Consider the following 22976-nt stretch of genomic DNA (forward strand, 5'->3'; position numbering starts at 1 on the left):
AAAACCGCTTCACACTTTTCCGGATCATGCTCTAGCGACCGATGATCATGGCGCGCAGGCTCTTCGGCACCAGCAGCGCGAGCAGGACGTGAACGACGAGGAACGCGCAGATCGCGGCCATGCAGAAGAAATGGATGTAGCGCGCGGTCGGGTAGTCGCCGAATAGCGCGACGAGATAATAGAGCTGCACCGGCTTCCACATCCCCAAGCCCGTGAGCACGATCAGGACGCCGACCAGGATGATGCCGGCATACAGCAGGCGTTGCACGTAATTGTAGACTGTGAGGTCGTCATGGCCGAGCTTGAAGGTCAGCGCGGCCCTGACGTCGTGGAGTACGCCCGACGGGGTGATTGGAAACAGCTTCTTGCGGAAGCGGCCGGTGCCGAAGCCCGTGACGAGGTAGGCGAGGCCGTTGATCATCAACAGCCACATCGCGGCAAAATGCCAGAGCAGGCCGCCGCCGAGCCAGCCGCCGAGCGTGTACTCGCGCGGAAAACTGAAGCCGAACAGCGGCGAGGCGTTGTAGATCTGCCAGCCCGACAGGATCATCAGGATCATGGCGACGGCATTGGTCCAGTGCATGACGCGGACCCAGGCCGGCTGGATCACTTTGGCCGGGGTGGAGCCGACCTGCTGGTCGGCGACTGTGAGACTCGACATGGCGGTTCCGTCCTGGGGATCGTGCGACAGCAATTATACGCCGATGCTTCCGGTTTCGTTACGCCCCGCCGGCGATCGAATCGATGCCCGTGGGCTATCGTAGTCACAAAAAAGCGAGCCGGGTGCCCCCGGCTCGCCGTTTCGTCGCATCCGGTCGGGGGATGAAACCGGGTTTCGCGGTGTTACGACGCCGGCATCAGCACGGTGTCGACCACGTGGATCACGCCGTTCGACTGGTTGACGTTCGGGATCGTGACGGTCGATGAGCCGCCCTTGGCGTCGACGATCATGACGGAGCTGCCGGACTTCTTCACGGTGAGCTCTTCGCCCTCGGCGGTCTTAAGCTTCTGGCCGTCCTTGAGGTCGGAGGCTTCGAGCTTGCCGGGCACGACGTGGTAGGTGAGGATCTTGGTCAGCGTCGCCTTGTTCTCGGGCTTGACCAGGTTGTCGACGGTGCCGGCCGGCAGCTTGCCGAAGGCGGCGTTGGTCGGCGCGAACACGGTGAACGGACCCTTGCCTTCCAGCGTCGGCACCAGGCCGGCCGCCTTCACCGCCGCCACCAGCGTGGTGTGGTCCTTCGAATTGACCGCGTTCTGCACGATATTCTTGGACGGGAACATCGCGGCGCCGCCGACCATGACGGTCTTCTCCTCGGCGCGGGCAGGCGCGACGACGGTCGCGGTGATGGTCAGGGCGCTGAAGGCAGCGGCAGCGAGATAGGCAAAGCGCTTCGACATGGAGGGTCTCCCGATTGAATTGTAACCGGCGATGGCCGGTCTTGAGTTGGGGCAACAACGGCGGCTGCGACCTTTTGGCGTGGAGCAGCAGCGCCGTCGTTGCACCGAACTACGGGAGCGTTCGCCGTGCGGTTTCGGAAAAAAATTCTTTGTGATGCTTGAAACTATGCAGTGGTGCGTTCGTGTCTGGCGCGCGTCAAGGACGGTGCGGCAGGGTGGCAAAGGCGCGCAGCGCCGTGCCCACCACCTCCCCTGTGATTTCGCGTGGTGGGCCCGCTGCGCTTTGCCCACCCCACGGCAGCGGTGCACGTTGCACCGATCGCGCCCGCCTCAGTCCCGGTTGTTCGGCGTCTGAATGAATCCGCGATTATGCGTGGGGCTGATCAGCATCTCGTTGATGCAAACGCGCGCCGGCATGCTTGCAATGAACGCGATGGTGCGGCCGAGATCTTCCGATTGCAGCATCTTGGCCTGCTCCTCCTCGCTCGGCACCACCGGGCGCAGCTTGAGGATGGGAGTCGCCACCTCGCCGGGCATCAGGCAGCAGGCGCGCAGGCCGTTGACGCATTCGTCCATGTTGAAGGAATGGGTCAGTGCCAGCACCGCATGTTTGGTGGTGGTGTAGGCCGGGCCCGGCATCTTCGAGACGTGACGGCCGGCCCAGGACGAGACGTTGATGATCGCGCCGTCCTGCTGCTTGCGCATCGTCGGCAGCACCGCGCGCATGCAATAGAGCACGCCGTTGAGATTGACCTGGACGAGTTGGTCCCAGCCTTCCAGTTCCATGTCCTTCCAACTGCGCTTGGGGACGTTGATACCGGCATTGTTGACCAGGAGGTCGATGCGGCCGTGCTTCGCGACGATCTGATCGGCGGCCTTTTGGGCTTCCGCGGCGTTGGAGACGTCCAGCACAATGGATTCCGCCACCCCGCCTGCCTTGGTGATCTTGGCGACCACGGTATCGAGGGCGTCCTTGCGCCGGCCCGACACCACCACCGTCCAGCCGTCGGCAGCCAGCGCCTCGGCGCCGGCCTCCCCGATGCCGCTGCCGCCACCCGTAACCCAGGCCACGCGTTTCCCGTTTTTGGACATGCAAACTGTCTCCGTTGCTTCATCGGGGCGGTTTTTGCTAATCCAGCCCTCGGTTTGACCGGCCTTCGCCGGCGAGGAATGTTGCATGAACACAGTTGCCAACGCCAATCTGTTTTCCCGCCTGTTCGATGGCCTCGACAACCCCGCGCGCCTCGCGATCGAGACGCATGACGGCGGCCACATCAGCTATGGCGACCTGATCGCGCGCGCCGGGCAGATGGCGAATGTATTGGTCGCGCGCGGCGTGAAGCCCGGCGACCGCGTCGCGGTGCAGGTCGAAAAGTCCGTCGCCAATATCGTGCTGTATCTCGGCACGGTCAGGGCCGGCGCGGTCTATCTGCCGCTCAACACCGCCTATACGCTGAACGAGCTCGACTACTTCATCGGCGACGCCGAGCCCGCGCTGGTCGTCTGCGATCCCTCCAAGGCCGAAGGCCTCGCCCCGATCGCCGCCAAGGTGAAGGCCAAGGTCGAAACGCTCGGAGCGGACGGCAAGGGATCTCTGACGGAAGCCGCCGACAGGGCCAGCGCCGACTTCACCACCGTGGCCCGGGCCAACGACGACCTCGCCGCGATCCTCTACACTTCGGGCACCACCGGCCGCTCGAAGGGCGCGATGCTGACGCACGATAATCTGGCGTCGAACTCGCTGTCGCTGGTCGACTACTGGCGCTTCACCGACAAGGACGTGCTGATCCACGCGCTGCCGATCTACCATACCCACGGCCTGTTCGTTGCGACCAACGTGACGCTGTTCGCACGAGCCTCGATGATCTTCCTGCCGAAGCTCGACCCCGATTTGATCATCAAGCTGATGGCGCGGGCCACGGTGCTGATGGGCGTGCCGACCTTCTACACGCGCCTGCTGCAGAATTCGGCGCTGTCGCGCGAGACCACGAAGCACATGCGCCTGTTCATCTCGGGCTCGGCGCCGCTGCTTGCCGAAACGCATCGTGAATGGTCGGCGCGGACGGGCCACGCCGTGCTGGAGCGCTACGGCATGACCGAAACCAACATGAACACGTCGAACCCCTATGACGGCGAGCGTGTCCCCGGCGCGGTCGGTTTCCCGTTGCCGGGTGTTTCGGTGCGCGTGACGGATCCCGAGACCGGGAAGGAGCTGCCACGCGAGGAAATCGGCATGATCGAGGTCAAGGGCCCGAACGTCTTCAAGGGCTACTGGCGCATGCCGGAGAAGACCAAGTCCGAATTCCGGCCCGACGGCTTCTTCATCACCGGCGACCTCGGCAAGATCGACGGCAAGGGTTACGTGCACATCCTCGGCCGCGGCAAGGATCTCGTGATCTCCGGCGGCTTCAACGTCTACCCCAAGGAGATCGAGAGCGAGATCGACGCCATGCCAGGCGTAGTGGAATCCGCGGTGATCGGCGTGCCGCATGCCGATTTCGGCGAAGGCGTTACGGCAGTGCTGGTCTGCAACAAGGGCGCCGATGTCACCGAAGCCGCCGTGCTGAACGCTCTCGACGGACGGATCGCGAAGTTCAAGATGCCCAAGCGCGTCTTCGTCGTGGACGAACTGCCGCGAAATACGATGGGCAAGGTACAGAAGAACATCTTGCGCGATACGTACAAGGATATCTACGCGAAGAAGTGAGGGTGTGTTGCTCTCTCCTCGTCATTGCGAGCGCAGCGAAGCAATCCGGACTGCCCCTGCGGAAAGACTTTGGATTGCTTCGCTGCGCTCGCAAAGACGGAGGGTGCGGCGGCTACTGCCCGCCCAGCAAGCTCATCACAAATCTGCTGCCGACGATGAACAGATAGCAGCCGAACGCCACTTCGAGCGTCCGCTTCGACATCGCATGCGCAGCCTTCACACCGAGCGGCGCCGTCACGAGGCTCATCGGCATTACCAGCACCGCGCCGATCAACGAGACGTAGCCGAGCGCGAACGGCGCTTGCAGCGCTGCGACGGCTGGATAGTCCGCCGCCGCGGGCCAGCCGGCATAGATGTAGCCGAGCGCGCCGGGGATCGAGATCAAGACCGCCAGCGCCGATGAGGTCGCGACCGCCTGATGGATGGGACGGCCGTAGAACGTCATCAAGAGGTTCGAGAACAGCCCACCGCCGATGCCCATCAGCGTCGAGAGGATGCCGACGCAGAAGCCGTAGGCGCGCATCAGCGGGCCCTTCGGCAGATCTTCGCCGAACTTCCAGCCTTCGCGCGCGAAGATGAGCCGCGCCGCCGCCGAATAGGCGACGGCAACGAAGACGATCTTGAACAGCCGCTCCGGCGCGAAGCGCGCGACCACGCTGCCGGCGATCACGCCGAACACGATCGGCAACCACCACGCGCGCAAAATCGACAGATCGACGGCGCCACGCTTGTAATGCGCCTGAAACGAACGGATCGACGTCGGGATGATGACCGCGAGCGATGTGCCGACGCAAAGCGGCATGCGCGCCTCCAGCGGCACGCCGGCAATGCGGAAGCATTCGTAGAACACCGGCACGAGAATAGCGCCGCCGCCAATGCCGAACACGCCGGCCAGGAATCCCGACAACGCCCCGGTTGCGATCAGCAGCAGCGCGAGCTCGACGATGTCCTTGATATCAAGTCCTGCAATCACCCCTGACCTGCCCCGGCGACTGGTCGCAACTTCTCCGAGACGCGGGTTCGAAGACGGCTACGCTCGCAGCTGTAGGCGATCTGATAAGCCCGGTCGACGCCCGCAACGTTCTGGCTGGGGTGGGATGCGGGCCGCGCATATCCGTAACCGCAGTGGACAGAGTGCGCGCAGGGGAGGCCAGATCGCCTCGACCCCGGGAGAGGGGTGGCCGGCGCCACATGGAGCCACGTGAGGCAGCGACAGGTCTGGACGACGGTTAGAGGCGTTCCAATAGTGATTTCAATGTGCCTCGCGTACCTCGTATAAGAGTGAATTTAAATTCGCAATTTGGCTGGCGGACCGACGCTCTGGTATACCAAGCCACTGATTGGCCTTGCTTCATCAAGGCCCTAGAGCTGAACCACCGTTCGATTTATGTCAATTTGGAGATTGCGCAGGCCAAATCGACTCCGTAAATAGAGCCGACCTTTCCGATCCCCGCGCGCCCCTGCAGGGCCGCCATAAAACATCAAAGCCCATGACCGCACGGATCGAACGACCACTTTCACCGCACATGCAAGTGTACCGCTGGACGCTGACGATGGCTCTGTCCATCATCCACCGCGCCACCGGTATTGCTCTCTATTTCGGAACCCTGCTGCTGGTCTGGTGGCTGGTTGCCGCGGCGTCCGGCCCTGCTGCTTACGCGCATGTCCAAGCTTTCGCCGGCAGCATCATCGGACGGCTGATCGTGTTTGGCTACACCTGGGCCCTGATGCACCATATGCTCAGCGGCATCCGGCATTTCGTCTGGGACCTCGGCTACGGCTTCAAAGCCAACGAGCGGGAAGCGCTGACCTGGGGCGCCCTGATCGGCGGCATCGCGCTGACGGTGCTGATCTGGATCGTCGCCTATGCGAACGGGGGTGGCCGATGAGCGCATCCGAATCGCCGAAGCGCAGCCTGCGCACCCCGCTCGGCCGCGTCCGCAATCTCGGCGCCGCGCATTCCGGCACGTCCGATTTCTGGCGCCAGCGCATCACCGCCGTCGCCATGACGCTGCTGATGATTCCGGCGCTGGTGATCATCGTTATGCTGCTCGGCCGCAACCAGGTCTACGCTGCGCAGACACTGAGCTCCATTCCCGTCGCGGTGATCCTGCTCCTCTTCATCTTCGCCAGCGCCTGGCACATGAAGATCGGCATGCAAGTGGTGATCGAGGACTACGTCCATAACGAGAAGCTGAAGCTCGTCTCGATCATGCTCAACAATTTCTTCTCGGTCGCCGTGGCGCTCGCCTCGACCTACGCGATCCTGAAACTTTCCTCCGGAGTGTAACCCATGGCAACCGGAACATCGTCCGCCACGAAGGCCAACGGCGCTCCCGCCACCAACGGAAAAGCCTATCCGATCGAAGACCACACCTACGACGTGGTCGTGGTCGGTGCCGGCGGCGCGGGATTGCGCGCCGTGGTCGGCTGCAGCGAAGCGGGCCTGAAGACGGCCTGCATCACCAAGGTGTTTCCGACCCGCTCGCACACGGTCGCGGCGCAGGGCGGCATCTCCGCCTCGCTCGGCAACATGCACAAGGACGACTGGCGCTGGCACATGTACGACACCGTGAAGGGGTCGGACTGGCTCGGCGACCAGGACGCGATCGAATACATGGTGCGCAACGCGCCCGACGCGGTCTACGAGCTGGAGCACTGGGGCGTTCCGTTCTCGCGCACCGAGGACGGCAAGATCTACCAGCGCCCGTTCGGCGGCATGACGATGGACTTCGGCAAGGGCCAGGCACAGCGCACCTGCGCCGCCGCTGACCGCACCGGCCACGCCATGCTGCACACGATGTACGGCCAGTCGCTGCGCCACGCCGCCGAGTTCTTCATCGAGTTCTTCGCCATCGATCTGATCATGGACGACCAGGGCACCTGCCGCGGCGTCATCGCGCTCAAGCTCGACGACGGCACGCTGCACCGTTTCCGCGCCCAGACCGTGATCCTCGCGACCGGCGGCTACGGCCGCGCCTATGCGTCCTGCACCTCGGCCCATACATGCACGGGCGACGGCGGCGGCATGGTGCTGCGCGCCGGCCTGCCGATGCAGGACATGGAGTTCGTGCAGTTCCACCCGACCGGCATCTACGGCTCGGGCTGTCTCGTCACCGAGGGTGCGCGCGGCGAAGGCGGCTATCTCGTCAACTCCGAAGGCGAGCGCTTCATGGAGCGCTACGCGCCGTCGGCCAAGGACCTCGCTTCGCGCGACGTCGTCTCGCGCGCGATGACGATCGAGATCCGCGAGGGACGCGGCGTCGGCAAGAGGAAGGACCACATCTTCCTTCATCTCGACCATCTCGATCCCGCGGTGCTGGCCGAGCGGCTGCCGGGCATCTCCGAATCCGCAAAGATCTTCGCCAATGTCGACGTGACGCGCGAGCCGATCCCGATCGTGCCGACCGTGCACTACAACATGGGCGGCATCCCCACCAACTATCACGGCGAAGTGCTGACCAAGAAGGACGGCGACGACAACGCCATCATCCCCGGCCTGATGGCGATCGGCGAAGCCGCCTGCGTCTCGGTGCACGGCGCCAACCGCCTCGGCTCCAACTCGCTGATCGATCTCGTCGTGTTCGGCCGCGCCGCGGCGCTCCGTCTCGCCGAGAAACTGACGCCGAACGCCAAGCAGCCCGAGCTGCCGGCGAACTCGTCGGATCTCGCGCTAAGTCGCCTCGACCATTACCGCTACGCCTCCGGCGGCACGCCGACCGCGAAGCTGCGCGAAGGCATGCAGAACGTGATGCAGACCAATTGCGCGGTGTTCCGCACCGGCGAAGTCCTTAGTGAAGGCCAGAACCTGATCGAGAAGGTTCACAGCGGCATCACCGACATCGCCGTGTCCGATCGCTCGCTGGTGTGGAATTCGGACCTCGTCGAGACGCTCGAATTCGACAATCTGATCTCGCAGGCGGTGGTGACGATGAACTCGGCCGCAAACCGCACCGAGAGCCGCGGCGCGCATGCGCGCGAGGACTTCTCCGAGCGGGACGACAAGAACTGGATGAAGCACACGCTGGCTTGGCTGGAGGACTCCGGCAAGGTCAGGATCGAGTATCGCCCGGTTCACGACTACACCATGACGAACGACGTGCAGTACATCCCGCCCAAGGCGCGCGTTTACTGATGACTGCTCGTCATTGCCGGGCTTGACCCGGCAATCCACTCCTAAAGATGGATGCACGGGTCAAGCCTGCGCATGACGAAAGAAACCAGAGGCAGGACTAATGGTTGAATTCGCACTTCCGAAGAACTCCAAGATCACTGGCGGCAAGACCTGGCCGAAGCCCGCGGGCGCGACCGAGACCCGCGAGTTTCGCGTCTATCGCTGGAACCCGGACGACGGCAAGAATCCGAGCGTCGACACCTATTACGTCGACACCAATGATTGCGGTCCGATGGTGCTGGACGGCCTGATCTGGATCAAGAACCACATCGATCCGTCGCTGACCTTCCGCCGCTCCTGCCGCGAAGGCGTTTGCGGCTCCTGCGCCATGAACATCGACGGCCAGAACACGCTGGCCTGCACCCGCTCGATGCACGACGTGAAGGACGGCGCGGTGAAGATCAATCCGCTGCCGCACCAGCCGGTGGTCAAGGACCTCGTGCCCGACCTCACCAATTTCTACGCGCAATATGCCTCGGTCGAGCCGTGGCTGAAGACCACATCGCCGACGCCGCAGAAGGAATGGAAGCAGAGCCACGAGGACCGCGAGAAGCTCGACGGCCTCTACGAGTGCATCCTGTGCGCCTGCTGCTCGACCTCGTGCCCGAGCTATTGGTGGAACAGCGAGCGCTATCTCGGTCCCGCCGCGCTGCTTCAGGCCAACCGCTGGGTGTCCGATTCGCGCGACGAGGCGACCGGCGAGCGGCTCGACAATCTCGAGGATCCGTTCCGCCTCTACCGCTGCCACACCATCATGAACTGCGCCAAGGCGTGCCCGAAGGGATTGAACCCGGCCGAGGCCATCGCCGAGCTCAAGCTCAAGATGGTCGAGCGCCAGATCTGACGAGCGCTGCGTGACACCCACTTAACCCTGGGTGACACCTTCCTTGCGTGTCGCGACCCCCCGCCGATGCTCGGCGTCGCGCTTGCTATCGGACCGGGCCGGCGCGGCAGCCACGCTTCCCCTTGAAGTCCCGTGCTCGACTGCCCGACGCAATTGGCGGTCGGTGACGCGCAGCTTGATCTCGTCCGAAGCGAGCGCGGCGAGACTGGCGAGGATCTGCTTCTGGGTGTCGTCGAGCGCCCGGGGCCTCGTGTCGATCACGCAGAGCGAACCGAGCGTGAAGCCGTCCGGATCGACCACCGGACAGCCGGCGTAGAACCGAAATCCCAGATCTCCCGACACGGCCGGATTCTCCACGAAGCGCTGGTCGGTGGCGAGATTCTCCGCGACCATGATATCCTTCTGGAGAATAGTGTAGTTGCAGAACGCCCAGCCGCGCGGCGTATCGGGCATGTCGAGCCCGTAGCGCGACTTGAACCATTGCCTTGTCGGAGTGAGCAGCGTCAGCAGTGCGACGGGAGCATCGAGGCTGCGTGCTGCCAACCACGTCAGACGATCGAAGGCATCCTCCGGCGGCGTGTCGACGAGGCCCGAGCGTTCGAGCGCAAGACCATGTCTCGTTCGGATGCATCTGGGAGTACCGCGAGCCGATCGCGCCGCGCAACACCGGTAATGCAGCCACGCTGTACTGGAAATCCGATTCCGCGCTCACATCACCGGACCTGCTGTTCTGCCAGGTCGAATTTCCGGTGCCGAGCCCCGAGACGGCAAGCCGGGCCCCCGCTCACGGCTGGACGATGTTCGCCGGCCTCGCTTTGCCGAAGAGCCGGGGCCGGGTCAGACTCCGAAACGCCGAGCCGCTTGCAGTTCCGCGCATCGAAGCCCACATGTTGTCGCATCCTGACGATGTGAAGACTGCGATCGCTTGCGTCGACCTCTGTCGTGCGCTCGGCAATACCCGCGCCTTCGCGCCATTGGTGACGTGCGAGTCGATGCCCGGTGACCTCGACGCCACCGGGATGGAACGCTTCGTGCGCGACTCCGCGGTGACATATTGGCACCAGACGTGCTCGGCGAAGATGGGGCGCGATACGATGTCCGTGGTCGACAGCAAGCTGAAGGTCTATGGGGTCGACGGGCTTCGCATCGCCGACGGCTCCGTGATGCCGCGGATCACAACCGGCAACACGATGGCGCCCTGCGTCATCATCGGAGAGAAGGCGGCGCGCGCCATGCGGGACCAGCACGGCATCTGAACGCCGCCTTGGACCTCGGGGAACCCGGTGGAACCCGCCGGGTTCCATCGCGTTGTCCGAGCATGGACAAGCTGGCCGGTAAGCGTGAGCAGGGCAAGAAGCCGCCCATCGTCAAGATCAAGGGCGAGAGCGGCGACGAAGTCAGTCCTCCTCCGCCCGAATTGGTCGAGCCTGACCCCAAGCTATCCCCCGAAGAAGCCGAACAGGCCCGCAAGGATTATCTGCTGACGCGGTTCTGGATCAGCGCGCGCGGCTTCTGGGGAAGCAACGGTGATCGCCTGGCCTGGCCATTCTCGCTCGGCCTCGGCGTGCTGATCATCCTGACCGTCGCCTTCCAGTACGGCATCAATGTCTGGAATCGCGCGATCTTCGATGCAATCGAGAAGCGCGATGCCAGCACCGTTTTCCATCTCACCGCCGTTTTCTTTCCGCTCGCGATCGGCAGCATCGTGCTGGGCGTGGCGCAGGTGTTCGCACGGATGGGCATCCAGCGGCGCTGGCGTGCCTGGTTGACCAACAGCGTGCTCACGCGCTGGCTCAAGAACGGTCGCTACTACCAGCTCAACCTTGTCGGCGGCGACCACAAGAATCCGGAATACCGGATCGCCGAGGATCTGCGCATCGCGACAGATTCGCCGGTCGATTTCCTCGCCGGCGTGACATCCGCGATGCTGTCGGCGGCGACCTTCATCGTCGTGCTCTGGACGATCGGCGGTGCGCTCACCATCACGCTCGGCGGCTCGACGCTCACCATTCCCGGCTTTCTCGTGATCGCCGCGATGCTTTATGCTGCAATCGCGTCCGGGTCGATCCTGGTCATCGGCCGTCAGTTCGTCCAGGTCTCCGAAGACAAGAACCAGGCCGAGGCCGATTTCCGTTACACGCTGACCCGCGTGCGCGAAAACGGCGAGAGCATCGCGTTGCTCGGCGGCGAGGAGGAAGAGCGCGACGGCATCGACCGCAATTTTACCAACGTGTTGCGGCAATGGGCGCGGCTTGCCGGCCAGCACATGCGTACCACGCTGGTGTCGCAGGGATCGAGCCTGGTTGCGCCGGTCGTGCCGCTGTTGCTCTGCGCGCCGAAATTCCTCGATGGTTCGATGACCCTGGGGCAGGTGATGCAGGCCGCCTCCGCCTTCACTATCGTGCAGAGTGCGTTCGGCTGGCTGGTCGATAATTATCCGCGGCTTGCCGACTGGAACGCCTGCGCGCGTCGGATCGCCTCGCTGATGATGTCGCTGGACGGCCTCGAGCGCGCCGAGCAGGGCGACGGCCTCGGCCGCATCAAGCGCGGCGAGACCAGCAATGACGCCATGCTGGAGATGAAGGATCTTTCGGTGACGTTGGATGACGGCACCGCCGTGGTCGGCGAGACCGAAGTGGTGATCGAGCCCGGCGAACGTCTGCTGGTTGCCGGTGAATCCGGCACCGGCAAGAGCACGCTGGTGCGCGCCATCGCCGGCCTTTGGCCCTGGGGCGGCGGCAGCGTCAATTTCCATCCCGACCGCCGCCTGTTCATGCTGCCGCAGCGGCCTTACGTGCCGTCCGGATCCTTGCGCCGCGCCGTCGCCTATCCCGGAGCCGAAGACGACTGGACCGTCGAGGAAATCGGCGAGGCCCTGCACAAGGTCGGACTCGATCATCTCAAGGAGAAGATCGAGGAAGAGGGGCCGTGGGACCAGACGCTGTCAGGCGGCGAGAAACAGCGCCTCGCCTTCGCGCGGCTGCTGCTGCACAACCCCGACATCGTCGTGCTCGACGAGGCGACCTCGGCACTCGACGAGAAGAGCCAGGACAAGATGATGAAGATGGTCACCGACGAACTGCCGAAGGCGACCATCGTCAGCGTCGCGCATCGCGTCGAGCTCGAGGCCTTTCACAGCCGCAAGATCGTGCTGGAGCGCCGCAAGGGCGGCGCCAAGCTCGTCAGCGACATCGAGCTGATCCCGCGCAAGGGCAAGCGCAGGCTGCTGGGGCGATTTCTGCGGCAGCGGAAGGCACCGAAGTAGGCGGCGTGACATCCGTAGCCCGGATTCCGCTGCGCTCCATCCGGGCCACATTCCTCTCCCATAGCGTTGGAGTCCTCGGCAAAACCGGCTATGCATGCGCCGCTTGCAACGAGGACCGCCTGCTTGACGACCGACAATGCCCCTTCGTCCGCGCCGTTCGGCGCGTTTGCGCCCAATGCGGCGCAGGCTGCGATCATTCGCCTCGTACAGCAGTCGGGGCTGAAGCGCGGCGCGTTCCGGCCCTGGATGTCGCGGCTGGTCAACCTGCTGGGCGGCGGCCCGCTCGACGTAGAATATCAGGGCGCGTCATTCCGCTTCTATCACCAGGGCAGCGCGACCGAGCGCGGCGCGTTGTTTAATCCCGACTACAATCTCGACGAGCTCGACTTCTTGCGCCGGCACACCCCGGCGGGCGGCGTATTCGTCGACGTCGGCGCCAATGTCGGCACGTTTGCGCTCGTGATGGCGCGGCAGGTCGGCAGCATGGGCAAGGTGGTCGCTATCGAGCCGCATCCGCTTACGTTTGGACGGCTTTCGTTCAATCACGCCGCGTCGAAGACGGCGCAGGTGCACCTGGTGCAGGCTGCGGCCGGCGACAGCGACGGCGAGCTGATGATCGAGAGCGGCGGCGGCAATCTTGGTGCCACTCACGTCGTCACCGGCACTGCGAGCGCCGAGGCCATCAAGGTGCCGTCGCTGCGGCTGACACGCATTCTCGACGAGGCCGGCGTCAGCCAAGTCGATTCGCTGAAGATCGATGTCGAGGGTTTCGAGGACCGCGTGCTGATCGGCTTCTTCCGCGATGCGCCGCCCGCGCTGTGGCCGCGCGCGGTCGTCATCGAGCATCTGTCACAAAACGAATGGCAGCAGGATTGTATTGCCGACATGGTCGCACGTGGATTCGCGATCGCGCGCAAGACTCGAAGCAATACGTTTCTCTCGCGCTGACAAGGACGAAGGAGGTTGCGATGATCGACCATGTGGGTTTCTCGGTCTCCGACTATGAGCGCGCCAAGGCGTTCTACGCCGAGGCGCTGGCCCCGCTCGGCTACGGCCTGATCATGGAAGTCACGGCGGAGCAGACCGGCCACGCCGCAGCCGCAGGCTTCGGCGCCGACGGCAAACCGGACTTCTGGATCGGCGGCGAAGGCGCCATGAACAAGCCGGTGCATGTCGCGATCGCGGCAAAAGACCGCGCCACCGTCGACGCGTTCTACAAGGCGGCGATTGCGGCCGGCGGCCGGGACAACGGCCCGCCCGGCATCCGGCCGCATTACCATGCGAACTATTACGGCGCCTTCGTGCTCGATCCCGATGGCCACAATATCGAGGCCGTGTGCCACGCGCCGGAATAAGGCCGGAATTCCGGCAGGAACATCGTTCCATGCAGGTCGTTATCGTTCCTTGCAGAAGGAGTACGATATGGCCAACGACAATGCCCAAGACGTGGATCGCGCCTGGGATCTGATGAAGAAGATCGGCTTCGCGATGCTGGTGACGCGCGACGGCGACAAGCTGCGCGCCCGGCCGATGAGCGCCTTTCTCGATCGCGAGGCCAACACGATTTTCTTCCTGACCGACGCACGGCGCCATAAGGATGAAGAGATCGCACGCGATCCCTCCGTCAACCTGTCGTTCGCCGATGCGAGCAGCCAGAAATATGTTTCGCTGACGGGTACCGCTGTCGTCTCCAACGATCGCGCCAAGATCAAGGAGCTCTTCTCGACCCCGGCGAAGGCATGGTGGGACAGCGCCGAAGACCCCAATATCCGCGTGCTCAAGATCACGCCCGATGATGCCGAATTCTGGGATTCGCCGGGCACGGTGATCTCCTATGTGAAGATGGCTGCGGCAGCGGTGACGAACACGCGGCCCGACCTCGGCGAGAACCGCAAGGTCTCACTGTGATGCCGATCGACCCACCCGAGATTCCGCCTTCGACTCCGGGCACGCCGACCGAGCCGCCGCCGGGGATTCCGCCCGGCAGCCCGCAGCCCGAGATCGCGCCGCCGGTGCGCGAGCCCGGCGAATCGCCACAGCCCGACGAATTGCCGGGCCGCACGCCGGAAGAGATCCCATCACGCGGGCCGAACGGCCCGCTCACTCCGAATCCTGCGACGGATGCAAATCCGCCGCGGGAGCGCTCGTGAAGCGACCGATCGCACGTGGGGCAATTGCAACCAGCGTCTGAATGCGCAATGAACGTTGCTTGAGTGACGTGATTCCCGTGCAGAAATAAATCGAGCGGCGACCGCTTCGCCCGCCACAATCCGGCCTAACGCGTAGCCGTTCATCCCAACACTTCGTCAAAGAACCTTCCGGGGAAGTTCACCACCATGACCAATCTTCGTTTCGTGCTGCTTGCGACGACGGCTCTGACCGCGATGCAATTCGCAAGCTCCGCATCGCAAGCGCAAACTGCGCCGCCGCTCGTGGTGGCTCAGGCCCAGCCTCAGGACGCGAGTCCTGACGGAAAACCGAAGCAGCCCCCGAAGGGACCGCCCGCGGCTGCGCCGCCTGCTGCGCCCGCGCGCCCGGCCGCTCCGCCACCCGCTGCTGCACCGCCCCACACGCCCGCTGCGCCGCCCCCGGCTGCCGCACCGCCGCGCCCCGCCGCGCCACCGCCACCTCCGCCGCCTCCTGCAGCCCGCCCGGCGCCGCCGCCACCACCCCCGCCCCCTGCCGCTCCGAAGCAGCCGTCGCCGCCTCCGGCCGCGGCGCCGCAGCAGCACGCCCCGACACCTCCGCCGCCCTCTGCACGCCCGGCTCCGACGCCGCCACCCGCAGCAGCACCGCAGCCGCACACGCCCCCCGCGCCGCCGCCCTCGGCTCGCCCGACTCCGCCGCCCCCGCCACCACCCCCGGCAGCGGCTCCCTCGGCGCGACCCGCGCCTGCGCCAACCGCGACACCGCCGGCTCCGACGGCAGGGCCTGCGGCCCGCCCCGGCCTAGCCGCGCCGCCAGCGACTCCTGCTCCCACCGCGACTCCTGCTCCGACCGCAACTCCTGCTCCGACCGCAACTCCTGCGCCAACCGCAACGCCCGCGCCGGGCAGCACGCCAGCCGCACCGCCGGCTGGCCGTCCCGGTACGCCGCCGCCCGGTCGTCCCGGCGCGCCTCCTCCGGCAGGATCACCCGGTGCCGCGCCCGCTCCGACGGCGACGCCCGCTCCCGGTGGCACTCCGACGCCGCCGCCCGGACGTCCGGGTGCAGCGACGCCGCCCCCCGGCGCGACGCCAGCCCCGACCGCGACGCCAACTCCCGGTCAGACGCCAACTCCCGGTCAACAGGGTGGAACGCCTCCCGCGGGCGCGCCCGCTGCCGGAGCTCCGCCTGTATCACCGCAGGCTGGCGCGCCGCCACGACCGCCGGCGCCTCCAGCCGGCGTCGCGGCACCGAGCAGCGTATCGGGCTCGGCGGCGGCAACACCGCCGCCCGACAAGGTGCGGAATGCTCCGCCGACGATTGCACCGGCATTCCGGGCTGCGCCGACGGTCGCTGCACCCTTGCCGCCGGCGCCGCGTCCGCCGCAGCGTGACCTGACTCCGCTCGCGATTGGCGCAGGCGTGGTGGCCGGCGCCGTCGTCGGTGCCACCATCGCCGATCTCCACAGCCAGCGACGCGAAACCATGGAAGGCGGCCGCACCGTCTACACCGAGCCGGACCGCATCATCATCCGCGATCCGGGCGGGCAGGCCTATGTTCGCGGCAACGATCTCTATCGCTTCCGGTATGGCGCTCGCGACATCCGCACCGACACCGTCGGCGGCGAGACCCGCACGGTCGTGATTCGTCCCGACGGCAGCGAGATCATCACCGTGGTCGGTACTGACGGCCGGCTGATGCGGCGCATCCGCAGGGATCCCCGCGGGCGCGAGGTCATCATCATCGACAACACCTACCGCGACCCGCGCGCGGTCGGCGGCTTCTATGTCGATGTGCCGCCGCCTGTGGTGAACATCCCCTACGATCGCTACATCGTCGATGCCCAGGAGGCGTCGCCTGACGTGATCTACCAGACCATGGTGGCGCCGCCCGTGCAGCGGATCGATCGGCGGTATTCGCTCGATGAGATCCGCTACAGCCCCAATGTTCGCATGCAGATGCCGAGCATCGACGTCAACACGATCATCTTCGAGACGGGATCGTGGACCATCCCGCCGGACCAGGCGGCCCGGCTGCAGGTGATCGCCGACGGCCTCAACCAGGCGATCCAGCGCAACCCGCGCGAGGTCTTCCTGATCGAGGGCCACACCGACGCGGTCGGCAACGAGGTCGACAATCTGTCGCTGTCGGACCGTCGCGCGCAATCCGCGGCCGAATTGCTGACGCAGCAGTTCGGCGTGCCCGCCGAGAACCTGACCTCGCAGGGCTATGGCGAGCAGTATCTGAAGGAGCAGACGCAGGGGCCGAGCGCGATCAACCGTCGCGTCACGATCCGCAACATCACGCCGCTGCTCAACGGCGGCCAGGCCTCGCTGCCGCCGCCCCCGCCCGGCACCGCGCCGCCGCGCTGAGGCAAACACGAATGCAAAATGGCCGGGAGCAATTCCGGCCATTTTTGTTTGAACAGCAGCGCTGCTAGGGCCGGGCCGCAAGCCCGAGCGCATCGACCATGAGGTGAAACACCTCGGTGTTGTCCATCGAGCCGCGCACACCATCGCTGCCCGGTCCCGTCGCCGTGAGAATGACGTCCTCGCCTGAATGCACGCTGGCGCCGATCATCGCAGACAGATTGCCGGGACGCAGCACCGCGCCCGGAACGTCCTTGTATTTGTCGTTGGCCTTGAAGGTCCCGTCGCCATCGGCCTTCACGGTCGGCTCGTTGGGATTGTCGAGTTTTGGGCGGAACGTCTCGTAATGATCCGGGAGGCTGGCCGAGAAGATCGCGAGCCTGCGGCTGACGTCGACGCGTGACGGATAGCCGTCCGCATCCGGCGCCGGGTAGTTCGGGAATCCAGCCTGCTCGTAAACGCCGACGCGCTCGCGCAGCGGCACGTTGGGCGTCGTACCCATGTCATCATTCACCGTGCCCACGAGGCTGTTGGGATGATTGTGGTCGGCCAGCACAAGGATGAGGGTGTCTTCGCCACGCGCACGCGCCCATTCGCGCGTCTGGCGCACCGCGTTATCGAGCATGATCGTGTCGAAGATGGCGCGTTCCATATCGAGCACACGGGCGTATTTGTCGATCATTCCGGACTCGACCATCAGGAAGAAGCCGGCCTCGTTGCGCGACAGGAGCTTGAGTGCGGCCTGCACCTGCTCGGTCAGGTCAGGCTGCTCGGGAAACCTCGTCACGCCGCCGCCTCTCAGGAATTTGCGGTCGAGCGCGCCGTCCATGTTTCCCGTGGCGAACAGGCCGAGCAGCTTGCCCGTCTCCGGCTTTGCGGCAGCAGCGCTGAGCTCACCCGCGGTGGTCGCCACGTGGTAGCCGGCGTCACGAAATTTCGCGATGTAGTCGGTCTCATCCTTACGTTTCGAGCCGGCGCTGGACTTGGGCATGAAGTTCGCGCTGCCGCCGCCCATCAGCACGTCAGGCTTGGCAGCCAAGAACTGCTCGACGATTTCGTCGTAGGCGGCACGCCGGCGCGTATGCGCGATCATTGCGGCCGGCGTTGCGTCCTCGATCTCGGTGTTGGTGACGATGCCGATCGCCATGCCGTGCCGCCTCCTGGCAAGACTCGTGATGGTCTCGACCCGGGGATCGTCGAACGGGCTCAGCGTGCGGTCGGCATAGACGCCCAGCGCGTTGACGGCGCTCTTGTGCCCGGTCGCATAGGCGCTGGCCGAGTTCGCGGAGTCCGTGATGATGGAGTCCGAACCCGCGGTCGCCACCAGGGCCATATGCGGCATGTCGTCGATGGCGAGCTTGCCGCGGCTCTTGCCCTCTGCAATGCCCTTGGACAGGATTCGGGCCGCGACCCGATGCGCCGGCGACATGCCATCACCGATGAACAGGATGACGTTCTTGGCCTTGCGCGGGCCGGTGTCGTAGACCGTCCACGTGACGCTGCGCTGGTGTATGCCGTCGCTCGCATCCACGGCAATGCTGCCCGGCGTCGTCAGCGTGACGTCGCGGAGGATCAGCGCCGACTGCTGCTTGCCGTCCTCGCGCTCGATGAAGGTCGCCGAGCGGCCGAACGCGGCCGCATAATCAGCGCCGTTCACCGTCACCTTCAGCTTGGCGGGATCGACCAGTCCGGGGAATTCGACCTTGAAATCGAATTGGGCTCCGGCCAGAATCTCGGCACGATCGATCGGATAGATCGTCTGTGCCGGCAGTGACGTTGTCCAAAGCAGGACGATGAGAGAGGCGACGGCCGATCCCTTGACCATGTTCGATGCTCCGCGATTTCGTTCACGACAGGAGCGAAACCGTAGCGATCGAGCATGACAACGTCATTAAGTGTGTCGCTTCAACCCTTGTCGCTCTCCAGCCGGAAGATCTGCGAGCCTTCGCTGCCCGAGAGCAGGCCGGTGTCGCTGTAGAGCTTCAGCTTGGTGCGGGTGTCGGCGATGTCGAGATTGCGCATGGTGAGCTGGCCGATGCGGTCGGCCGGCGAGAACGCGGCATCCTCGACCTTCTCCATGCTAAGCCGCTCCGGCGCATAGGTGAGATTCGGGCTTTCCGTGTTGAGGATCGAATAATCGTTGCCGCGGCGCAGCTCGAGAGTGACCTCGCCGGTGACGGCGCGCGCGACCCAGCGCTGCGCGGTCTCGCGCAGCATCAAAGCCTGCGAGTCGAACCAGCGACCTTGGTACAGCAGGCGCCCGAGACGCATGCCGCTGATGCGGTACTGCTCGATGGTGTCCTCGTTGTGGATGCCGGTGACGAGGCGTTCATAGGCGATGTGCAAGAGCGCCATGCCCGGCGCTTCATAGATGCCGCGGCTCTTGGCCTCGATGATGCGGTTCTCGATCTGGTCGCTCATGCCGAGGCCGTGACGGCCGCCGATCGCATTGGCTTCGAGGAACAGCGCAACCGGATCAGAGAAGGTCTGGCCGTTCAGCGCCGTGGGCTGGCCTTCCTCGAAACGCACCACGACCTTCTCGGCCTTTACGGCGCAATCGTCGCGCCAGAACGGCACGCCCATGATCGGGTTGACGATCTTGATGCCGCTGTCGAGGCTCTCGAGATCCTTGGCCTCGTGCGTGGCGCCGAGCAGGTTGCTGTCGGTCGAGTATGCCTTCTCGGCGCTCATCTTGTAGGCGAAGCCCTGGGCGGTCATGAACGCCGACATCTCGGCGCGGCCGCCGAGTTCGTCGATGAATTGCTGGTCGAGCCAGGGCTTGTAGATCTTCAGGCCGGGATTGGTGAGCAGGCCGTAACGATAAAAGCGCTCGATGTCGTTGCCCTTGAAGGTCGAGCCGTCGCCCCAGATGTTGACGCCGTCCTCCTTCATCGCCGCGACCAGCATCGTGCCGGTGACGGCGCGCCCCAGAGGCGTGGTGTTGAAATAGGTGATGCCGCCGGTCGAGATATGGAAGGCGCCGGACTGGATCGCAGCGATGCCTTCATGAACGAGCTGGGTGCGGCAATCGACGAGGCGCGCCTTCTCGGCTCCGAACTCCATCGCCTTGCGCGGGATCTCGTTGTAGTCGGCCTCGTCGGGCTGGCCGAGATTGGCGGTGTAGGCGTAGCAGCGCGCGCCCTTCTGCTTCATCCAGAGCAGCGCCGCGGAGGTATCGAGGCCGCCCGAAAAAGCAATGCCGACTTTCTCACCCTTGGGCAGGCTTTTCAGGATCGTGGTCATGGCGCTTCCAATCGGGTCTCGAAGGGCTGAAGTCGGGGCGGGTTTGACCGCGCGAATATCAAATTTCGCAGGGCTCGGCACGCATTTAATGGCTCAAACCTGGGGTTCGGGACCAGTCTTGCGGCCGAACAGGCGCCGGCGGAGCCGGTAAGCCGGCATGTTCAGCCGGGTGAGGGCGGCATCGACCGCCTCGTCCGAGAAGCGTGTCCGCGGCCAACGGTAAATCAGCGCGTAGGCAAACCAGATCACGACAAAGGTCACGAGGCCGGCAATCGAGACATCCGTGAAGAAGTGTCCGCCGAAGGCCATGCGCAGCCCGCTGGTAACGGCGCCAAAGATCACGGCGGCGGCATAGGCGAGCGGTCGCCAGGCCGGCGGCGCCAGCGCGGCCGGCGCCAGCGTCCAGAACGCGGTCGCGCCTTCGCCCGAGAAGAACGAGCAGTTGCGCGCGCAGCCGCCGCGCGGATCCCACCACGACACGAACTGCTGGTCGCCGGCGAACTCGGTGACCACCACCGGGCGTGGCCGGCCCCAATAGGTCTTGAAGGTCAGATTGGTGAGGATGCCGGCCGACAGGATGATCGTGACCAGGAGGAAAACGATGGCGCGTCCCGACACCATCAGGGGACGGTCGGGCCGGATCATCTTGACCACGAGCGCGATCAGCGACGGCGCCACGAAAGCCCAGGCGACCCACATCGCGGCGTCACGCGCAAACGCCGCCCAGTCATTCAGCTTGAGCGGAAAGGTTTTCGTCTCGGGGTCGAAGAACAGCGACGCGAGCTTGAGATCGAGCTCGGGATAGAGGCCGAAAACGGCGCCGATGACGAGCCAAAGCGCCAGGGCGATGAAGAGTCCGGTACGGTTCATGGCGCGCGGTTTAGCGGAGTGGGACGGGGATGAAAACCCCGGAAGCGGCGCGACCTATCGCGCATCCGGCCTGGAATTCGACGGCAGCGGCGGAGGCCGCTTGCGCGGGGGCAGTGGTTCACGCCAGGCGCCGGCATTGCGGCCGGCAATCAGCCAGTAGACCACGCCGGCGACGATGCCCGCGCCGGTCATGATCTCCAGATGGCGCCGCACGATGCCTTCGAACTGGAACGTGTCGGAGTGAAAGGGAACGAGGCCGAGATAGCAGGCGAGCCCGACGAGGCCGCCGCCGACGGCATAAGCGAGCGCGCTGCGAATGTAGAGCGCTTCGGTAATCGCAACGATCACGGCCGCGGGCACCAGCGAAAAGCCCGAGACGAAGATAAAGCCGAAGCCGAGCAGGATGTCGATCGCGCCCTGATCGACTGGGCCGGCTCCGAGATCGGAAAATTCTGGAAACAGCAGCGCGACGACCACGATCATGCCGCCGACGAAACAGGCGGCGAGAAAGCCGATGAAGATGACGACGAGGCGGCCGATCAGGGACATGAGGTCAGCTGATCATCGTTCGATGGCGCTCCGCGCTCTCGACCGTCATGGCCGGGCTTGCCCCGGGCATCCACGCTTGTCTTTCTCGCGGCTCGTGGATGGCCGGGTCAAGCCCTGCCATGACGAACCTTGAGGGCGTCGCCATGATCAATCCGTCATCGCCATGGCGCGCAGCGCCTGGCGTTCGCGTGCGCTGAGCTTTTCGGTCTCCGACTTGAGCTGACCGCAGGCGGCGAGGATGTCGCGGCCGCGCGGCGTGCGCACCGGCGAGGAATAGCCGGCGTTGAAGATGTATTCGGAGAACTTCTCGATCTGGTCCCAATCCGAGCATTCATAGGCCGTGCCGGGCCAGGGATTGAACGGGATCAGATTGATCTTGGCGTGAATGCCCTTGAGCAGCTTCACCAGCAGCTTGGCATCGTCGAGCGAGTCGTTGACGCCCTTGAGCATCACATATTCGAAGGTGATGCGGCGTGCGTTGGAGGCGCCGGGATAGTCGCGGCAGGCCTGCAGCAGCTCCTTGATCGGATATTTGCGGTTGAGCGGCACCAGCTCGTTGCGCAATTCGTCGCGCACCGCGTGCAGCGAGATCGCGAGCATGACGCCGATCTCCTCGCCGGCGCGCACGATGTTCGGCACCACGCCCGAGGTCGACAGCGTGATGCGGCGGCGGGAGATGCCGATGCCTTCGTTGTCGCCGACAATGAGCAGCGCATCGCGCACCGCGTCGAAATTGTAGAGCGGCTCGCCCATGCCCATCATCACGATGTTGGTGACGCGACGCGTGCCGTCCTCGCGATCGGCCCAATCGTTGAGACGATCCCGCGCCACCATGATCTGTCCCACGATCTCGCCGGCCGTGAGGTTGCGCACCAGGCGTTGCGTGCCGGTGTGGCAGAACGAGCAATTCAGCGTGCAGCCGACCTGGGAGGAGACGCAGAGCGTGCCGCGATCGGTCTCGGGGATGTAGACGCACTCGACTTCATGGGCGCGCTCGACATTGTCGCCGCTCGGCAATCGCAGGAGCCATTTGCGGGTGCCGTCGTTGGAGATCTGCTCGGCCACGACGTCGGGCCGGTCGACCGTAAAGTGCTGCGCGAGTTCGGCGCGAATGCCCTTCGAGATCGAGGTCATGTCGTCGAAGCTCTGGGCGCCGCGGAAATAGAGCCAGTGCCAGAGCTGCTGCACCCGCATCTTGCGCTGCGAAGGCTGAACACCGATTTCGCCGAGGCGGTCGGCCAGCTCCGTGCGCGACAGGCCGACCAGCGACGGCTTTGCCGGCGGCACATAGGTTTCGAGCGGAGACTTCTCCACCAGGATTGCGTTGTGCGGCTCGGTCGTCGGTTGCATTGGTTGCCTGAGATTGCTGCTGTTCGTCATGCCCGGACTTGTCCCGGGCATCCACGTTCTTT

21 protein-coding genes and 1 pseudogene are annotated in these 22976 nt (G+C 65.1%); 12 read left to right on the plus strand and 10 right to left on the minus strand.

Translation table 11 applies throughout. From position 1 onward, the window contains the following. Positions 1-31: 31 nt before the first annotated feature. The 3 genes from JQ580_RS08915 to JQ580_RS08925 form a co-directional block, all read right to left on the minus strand. Positions 32-661 (minus strand): cytochrome b/b6 domain-containing protein, encoded by a 630-nt coding sequence (locus JQ580_RS08915; RefSeq protein WP_212279439.1) that lies wholly within the window; start codon positions 659-661, stop codon positions 32-34. A gap of 182 nt (positions 662-843) precedes the next feature. After that, entirely contained in the window at positions 844-1398 is a 555-nt protein-coding gene (locus JQ580_RS08920) for a fasciclin domain-containing protein (RefSeq protein WP_212279441.1), read from the minus strand. A 330-nt stretch (positions 1399-1728) separates the two neighbouring features. Beyond that, positions 1729-2490, minus strand: a complete 762-nt coding sequence (locus tag JQ580_RS08925) for an SDR family oxidoreductase (RefSeq protein ID WP_212279443.1) — start codon at positions 2488-2490, stop codon at positions 1729-1731. Between the two features lie 85 nt (positions 2491-2575). On the opposite strand from JQ580_RS08925, the gene JQ580_RS08930 reads away from it, so the two are divergent. After that, positions 2576-4105 (plus strand): malonate--CoA ligase, encoded by a 1530-nt coding sequence (locus JQ580_RS08930; protein ID WP_212279444.1) that lies wholly within the window; start codon positions 2576-2578, stop codon positions 4103-4105. Positions 4106-4217: 112 nt separating this feature from the next. Here the strand turns inward: JQ580_RS08930 and JQ580_RS08935 are convergent, their stop codons facing one another. After that, positions 4218-5078 carry a sulfite exporter TauE/SafE family protein gene (locus JQ580_RS08935; RefSeq protein WP_212279446.1) on the minus strand — a complete coding sequence of 287 codons (861 nt, stop codon included), beginning with the start codon at positions 5076-5078 and terminating at the stop codon, positions 4218-4220. A gap of 517 nt (positions 5079-5595) precedes the next feature. On the opposite strand from JQ580_RS08935, the gene sdhC reads away from it, so the two are divergent. The 4 genes from sdhC to JQ580_RS08955 all read left to right on the plus strand — a co-directional run bounded on the left by sdhC (position 5596) and on the right by JQ580_RS08955 (position 9123). Beyond that, a complete protein-coding gene (gene sdhC, locus JQ580_RS08940; RefSeq protein ID WP_212279448.1) occupies positions 5596-5994 on the plus strand; it encodes a succinate dehydrogenase, cytochrome b556 subunit in 399 nt (132 codons plus the stop codon). Beyond that, positions 5991-6395, plus strand: coding sequence for a succinate dehydrogenase, hydrophobic membrane anchor protein (gene sdhD, locus JQ580_RS08945; protein WP_212279450.1), 405 nt, complete (start codon positions 5991-5993; stop codon positions 6393-6395). The genes sdhC and sdhD overlap by 4 nt, the downstream gene beginning before the upstream one ends. 3 nt (positions 6396-6398) lie before the next feature. After that, on the plus strand, positions 6399-8240 hold the full coding sequence (gene sdhA / locus JQ580_RS08950; RefSeq protein WP_212279452.1) for a succinate dehydrogenase flavoprotein subunit: 1842 nt from the start codon (positions 6399-6401) through the stop codon (positions 8238-8240). A 100-nt stretch (positions 8241-8340) separates the two neighbouring features. Beyond that, positions 8341-9123, plus strand: a complete 783-nt coding sequence (locus tag JQ580_RS08955; protein WP_094890228.1) for a succinate dehydrogenase iron-sulfur subunit — start codon at positions 8341-8343, stop codon at positions 9121-9123. Positions 9124-9144: 21 nt separating this feature from the next. On the opposite strand, the gene JQ580_RS08960 is transcribed toward JQ580_RS08955, so the two are convergent. Then, positions 9145-9666: a GAF domain-containing protein gene (locus JQ580_RS08960; protein ID WP_249134067.1), complete on the minus strand. Its 522-nt coding sequence runs from the start codon at positions 9664-9666 to the stop codon at positions 9145-9147. A 62-nt stretch (positions 9667-9728) separates the two neighbouring features. Between JQ580_RS08960 and JQ580_RS08965 the strand changes: the two are divergent. The 7 genes and pseudogenes from JQ580_RS08965 to JQ580_RS08995 all read left to right on the plus strand — a co-directional run. Beyond that, a pseudogene (locus tag JQ580_RS08965) lies at positions 9729-10379 on the plus strand (GMC oxidoreductase); the annotation flags it as partial. A 62-nt stretch (positions 10380-10441) separates the two neighbouring features. Continuing rightward, positions 10442-12388 (plus strand): ABC transporter ATP-binding protein/permease, encoded by a 1947-nt coding sequence (locus tag JQ580_RS08970; protein WP_212279454.1) that lies wholly within the window; start codon positions 10442-10444, stop codon positions 12386-12388. A 123-nt stretch (positions 12389-12511) separates the two neighbouring features. Continuing rightward, the gene (locus JQ580_RS08975) at positions 12512-13336 is read left to right on the plus strand and encodes an FkbM family methyltransferase (RefSeq protein ID WP_212279455.1); all 825 of its coding nucleotides are present in this window, start codon (positions 12512-12514) and stop codon (positions 13334-13336) included. A 20-nt stretch (positions 13337-13356) separates the two neighbouring features. Next, entirely contained in the window at positions 13357-13743 is a 387-nt protein-coding gene (locus JQ580_RS08980) for a VOC family protein (protein ID WP_212279457.1), read from the plus strand. Positions 13744-13810: 67 nt separating this feature from the next. Further along, complete coding sequence (locus JQ580_RS08985; protein ID WP_212279459.1) at positions 13811-14296, plus strand: pyridoxamine 5'-phosphate oxidase family protein; 486 nt, start codon at positions 13811-13813, stop codon at positions 14294-14296. Continuing rightward, positions 14296-14538, plus strand: coding sequence for a hypothetical protein (locus JQ580_RS08990; RefSeq protein WP_212279461.1), 243 nt, complete (start codon positions 14296-14298; stop codon positions 14536-14538). The genes JQ580_RS08985 and JQ580_RS08990 overlap by 1 nt, the downstream gene beginning before the upstream one ends. Before the next feature lie 186 nt (positions 14539-14724). Further along, entirely contained in the window at positions 14725-16905 is a 2181-nt protein-coding gene (locus JQ580_RS08995; RefSeq protein ID WP_212279463.1) for an OmpA family protein, read from the plus strand. Between the two features lie 64 nt (positions 16906-16969). Here the strand turns inward: JQ580_RS08995 and JQ580_RS09000 are convergent, their stop codons facing one another. The 5 genes from JQ580_RS09000 to rlmN form a co-directional block, all read right to left on the minus strand. Beyond that, on the minus strand, positions 16970-18727 hold the full coding sequence (locus tag JQ580_RS09000; protein ID WP_212279465.1) for an alkaline phosphatase: 1758 nt from the start codon (positions 18725-18727) through the stop codon (positions 16970-16972). 80 nt (positions 18728-18807) lie between these two features. Then, complete coding sequence (gene argG, locus JQ580_RS09005) at positions 18808-20145, minus strand: argininosuccinate synthase (protein ID WP_094975895.1); 1338 nt, start codon at positions 20143-20145, stop codon at positions 18808-18810. A gap of 93 nt (positions 20146-20238) precedes the next feature. Beyond that, complete coding sequence (locus JQ580_RS09010; RefSeq protein ID WP_212279467.1) at positions 20239-21015, minus strand: phosphatase PAP2 family protein; 777 nt, start codon at positions 21013-21015, stop codon at positions 20239-20241. A 54-nt stretch (positions 21016-21069) separates the two neighbouring features. Continuing rightward, the gene (locus JQ580_RS09015) at positions 21070-21564 is read right to left on the minus strand and encodes a hypothetical protein (protein ID WP_212279469.1); all 495 of its coding nucleotides are present in this window, start codon (positions 21562-21564) and stop codon (positions 21070-21072) included. A 147-nt stretch (positions 21565-21711) separates the two neighbouring features. After that, complete coding sequence (gene rlmN, locus JQ580_RS09020) at positions 21712-22914, minus strand: dual-specificity RNA methyltransferase RlmN (RefSeq protein ID WP_212280216.1); 1203 nt, start codon at positions 22912-22914, stop codon at positions 21712-21714. Positions 22915-22976 lie beyond the last annotated feature (62 nt).

The sequence above is a fragment of the Bradyrhizobium sp. SZCCT0148 genome, assembly GCF_018129985.1.
GTDB classification, from domain to species: Bacteria; Pseudomonadota; Alphaproteobacteria; order Rhizobiales; family Xanthobacteraceae; genus Bradyrhizobium; species Bradyrhizobium japonicum_H.

What these genes read in the sequence shown, in the direction of transcription:
- argG (WP_094975895.1), bottom strand. Translation starts at nt 20,145, where the DNA reads ATGACCACGATCCTGAAAAGCCTGCCCAAGGGTGAGAAAGTCGGCATT.
- JQ580_RS09010 (WP_212279467.1), bottom strand. Translation starts at nt 21,015, where the DNA reads ATGAACCGTACCGGACTCTTCATCGCCCTGGCGCTTTGGCTCGTCATC.
- JQ580_RS08955 (WP_094890228.1), top strand. Translation starts at nt 8,341, where the DNA reads ATGGTTGAATTCGCACTTCCGAAGAACTCCAAGATCACTGGCGGCAAG.
- JQ580_RS09000 (WP_212279465.1), bottom strand. Translation starts at nt 18,727, where the DNA reads ATGGTCAAGGGATCGGCCGTCGCCTCTCTCATCGTCCTGCTTTGGACA.
- JQ580_RS08995 (WP_212279463.1), top strand. Translation starts at nt 14,725, where the DNA reads ATGACCAATCTTCGTTTCGTGCTGCTTGCGACGACGGCTCTGACCGCG.
- sdhC (WP_212279448.1), top strand. Translation starts at nt 5,596, where the DNA reads ATGACCGCACGGATCGAACGACCACTTTCACCGCACATGCAAGTGTAC.
- JQ580_RS08925 (WP_212279443.1), bottom strand. Translation starts at nt 2,490, where the DNA reads ATGTCCAAAAACGGGAAACGCGTGGCCTGGGTTACGGGTGGCGGCAGC.
- sdhD (WP_212279450.1), top strand. Translation starts at nt 5,991, where the DNA reads ATGAGCGCATCCGAATCGCCGAAGCGCAGCCTGCGCACCCCGCTCGGC.
- JQ580_RS08985 (WP_212279459.1), top strand. Translation starts at nt 13,811, where the DNA reads ATGGCCAACGACAATGCCCAAGACGTGGATCGCGCCTGGGATCTGATG.
- JQ580_RS08970 (WP_212279454.1), top strand. Translation starts at nt 10,442, where the DNA reads ATGGACAAGCTGGCCGGTAAGCGTGAGCAGGGCAAGAAGCCGCCCATC.
- rlmN (WP_212280216.1), bottom strand. Translation starts at nt 22,914, where the DNA reads ATGCAACCGACGACCGAGCCGCACAACGCAATCCTGGTGGAGAAGTCT.
- JQ580_RS08930 (WP_212279444.1), top strand. Translation starts at nt 2,576, where the DNA reads ATGAACACAGTTGCCAACGCCAATCTGTTTTCCCGCCTGTTCGATGGC.
- JQ580_RS08915 (WP_212279439.1), bottom strand. Translation starts at nt 661, where the DNA reads ATGTCGAGTCTCACAGTCGCCGACCAGCAGGTCGGCTCCACCCCGGCC.
- sdhA (WP_212279452.1), top strand. Translation starts at nt 6,399, where the DNA reads ATGGCAACCGGAACATCGTCCGCCACGAAGGCCAACGGCGCTCCCGCC.
- JQ580_RS08920 (WP_212279441.1), bottom strand. Translation starts at nt 1,398, where the DNA reads ATGTCGAAGCGCTTTGCCTATCTCGCTGCCGCTGCCTTCAGCGCCCTG.
- JQ580_RS08990 (WP_212279461.1), top strand. Translation starts at nt 14,296, where the DNA reads ATGCCGATCGACCCACCCGAGATTCCGCCTTCGACTCCGGGCACGCCG.
- JQ580_RS08980 (WP_212279457.1), top strand. Translation starts at nt 13,357, where the DNA reads ATGATCGACCATGTGGGTTTCTCGGTCTCCGACTATGAGCGCGCCAAG.
- JQ580_RS09015 (WP_212279469.1), bottom strand. Translation starts at nt 21,564, where the DNA reads ATGTCCCTGATCGGCCGCCTCGTCGTCATCTTCATCGGCTTTCTCGCC.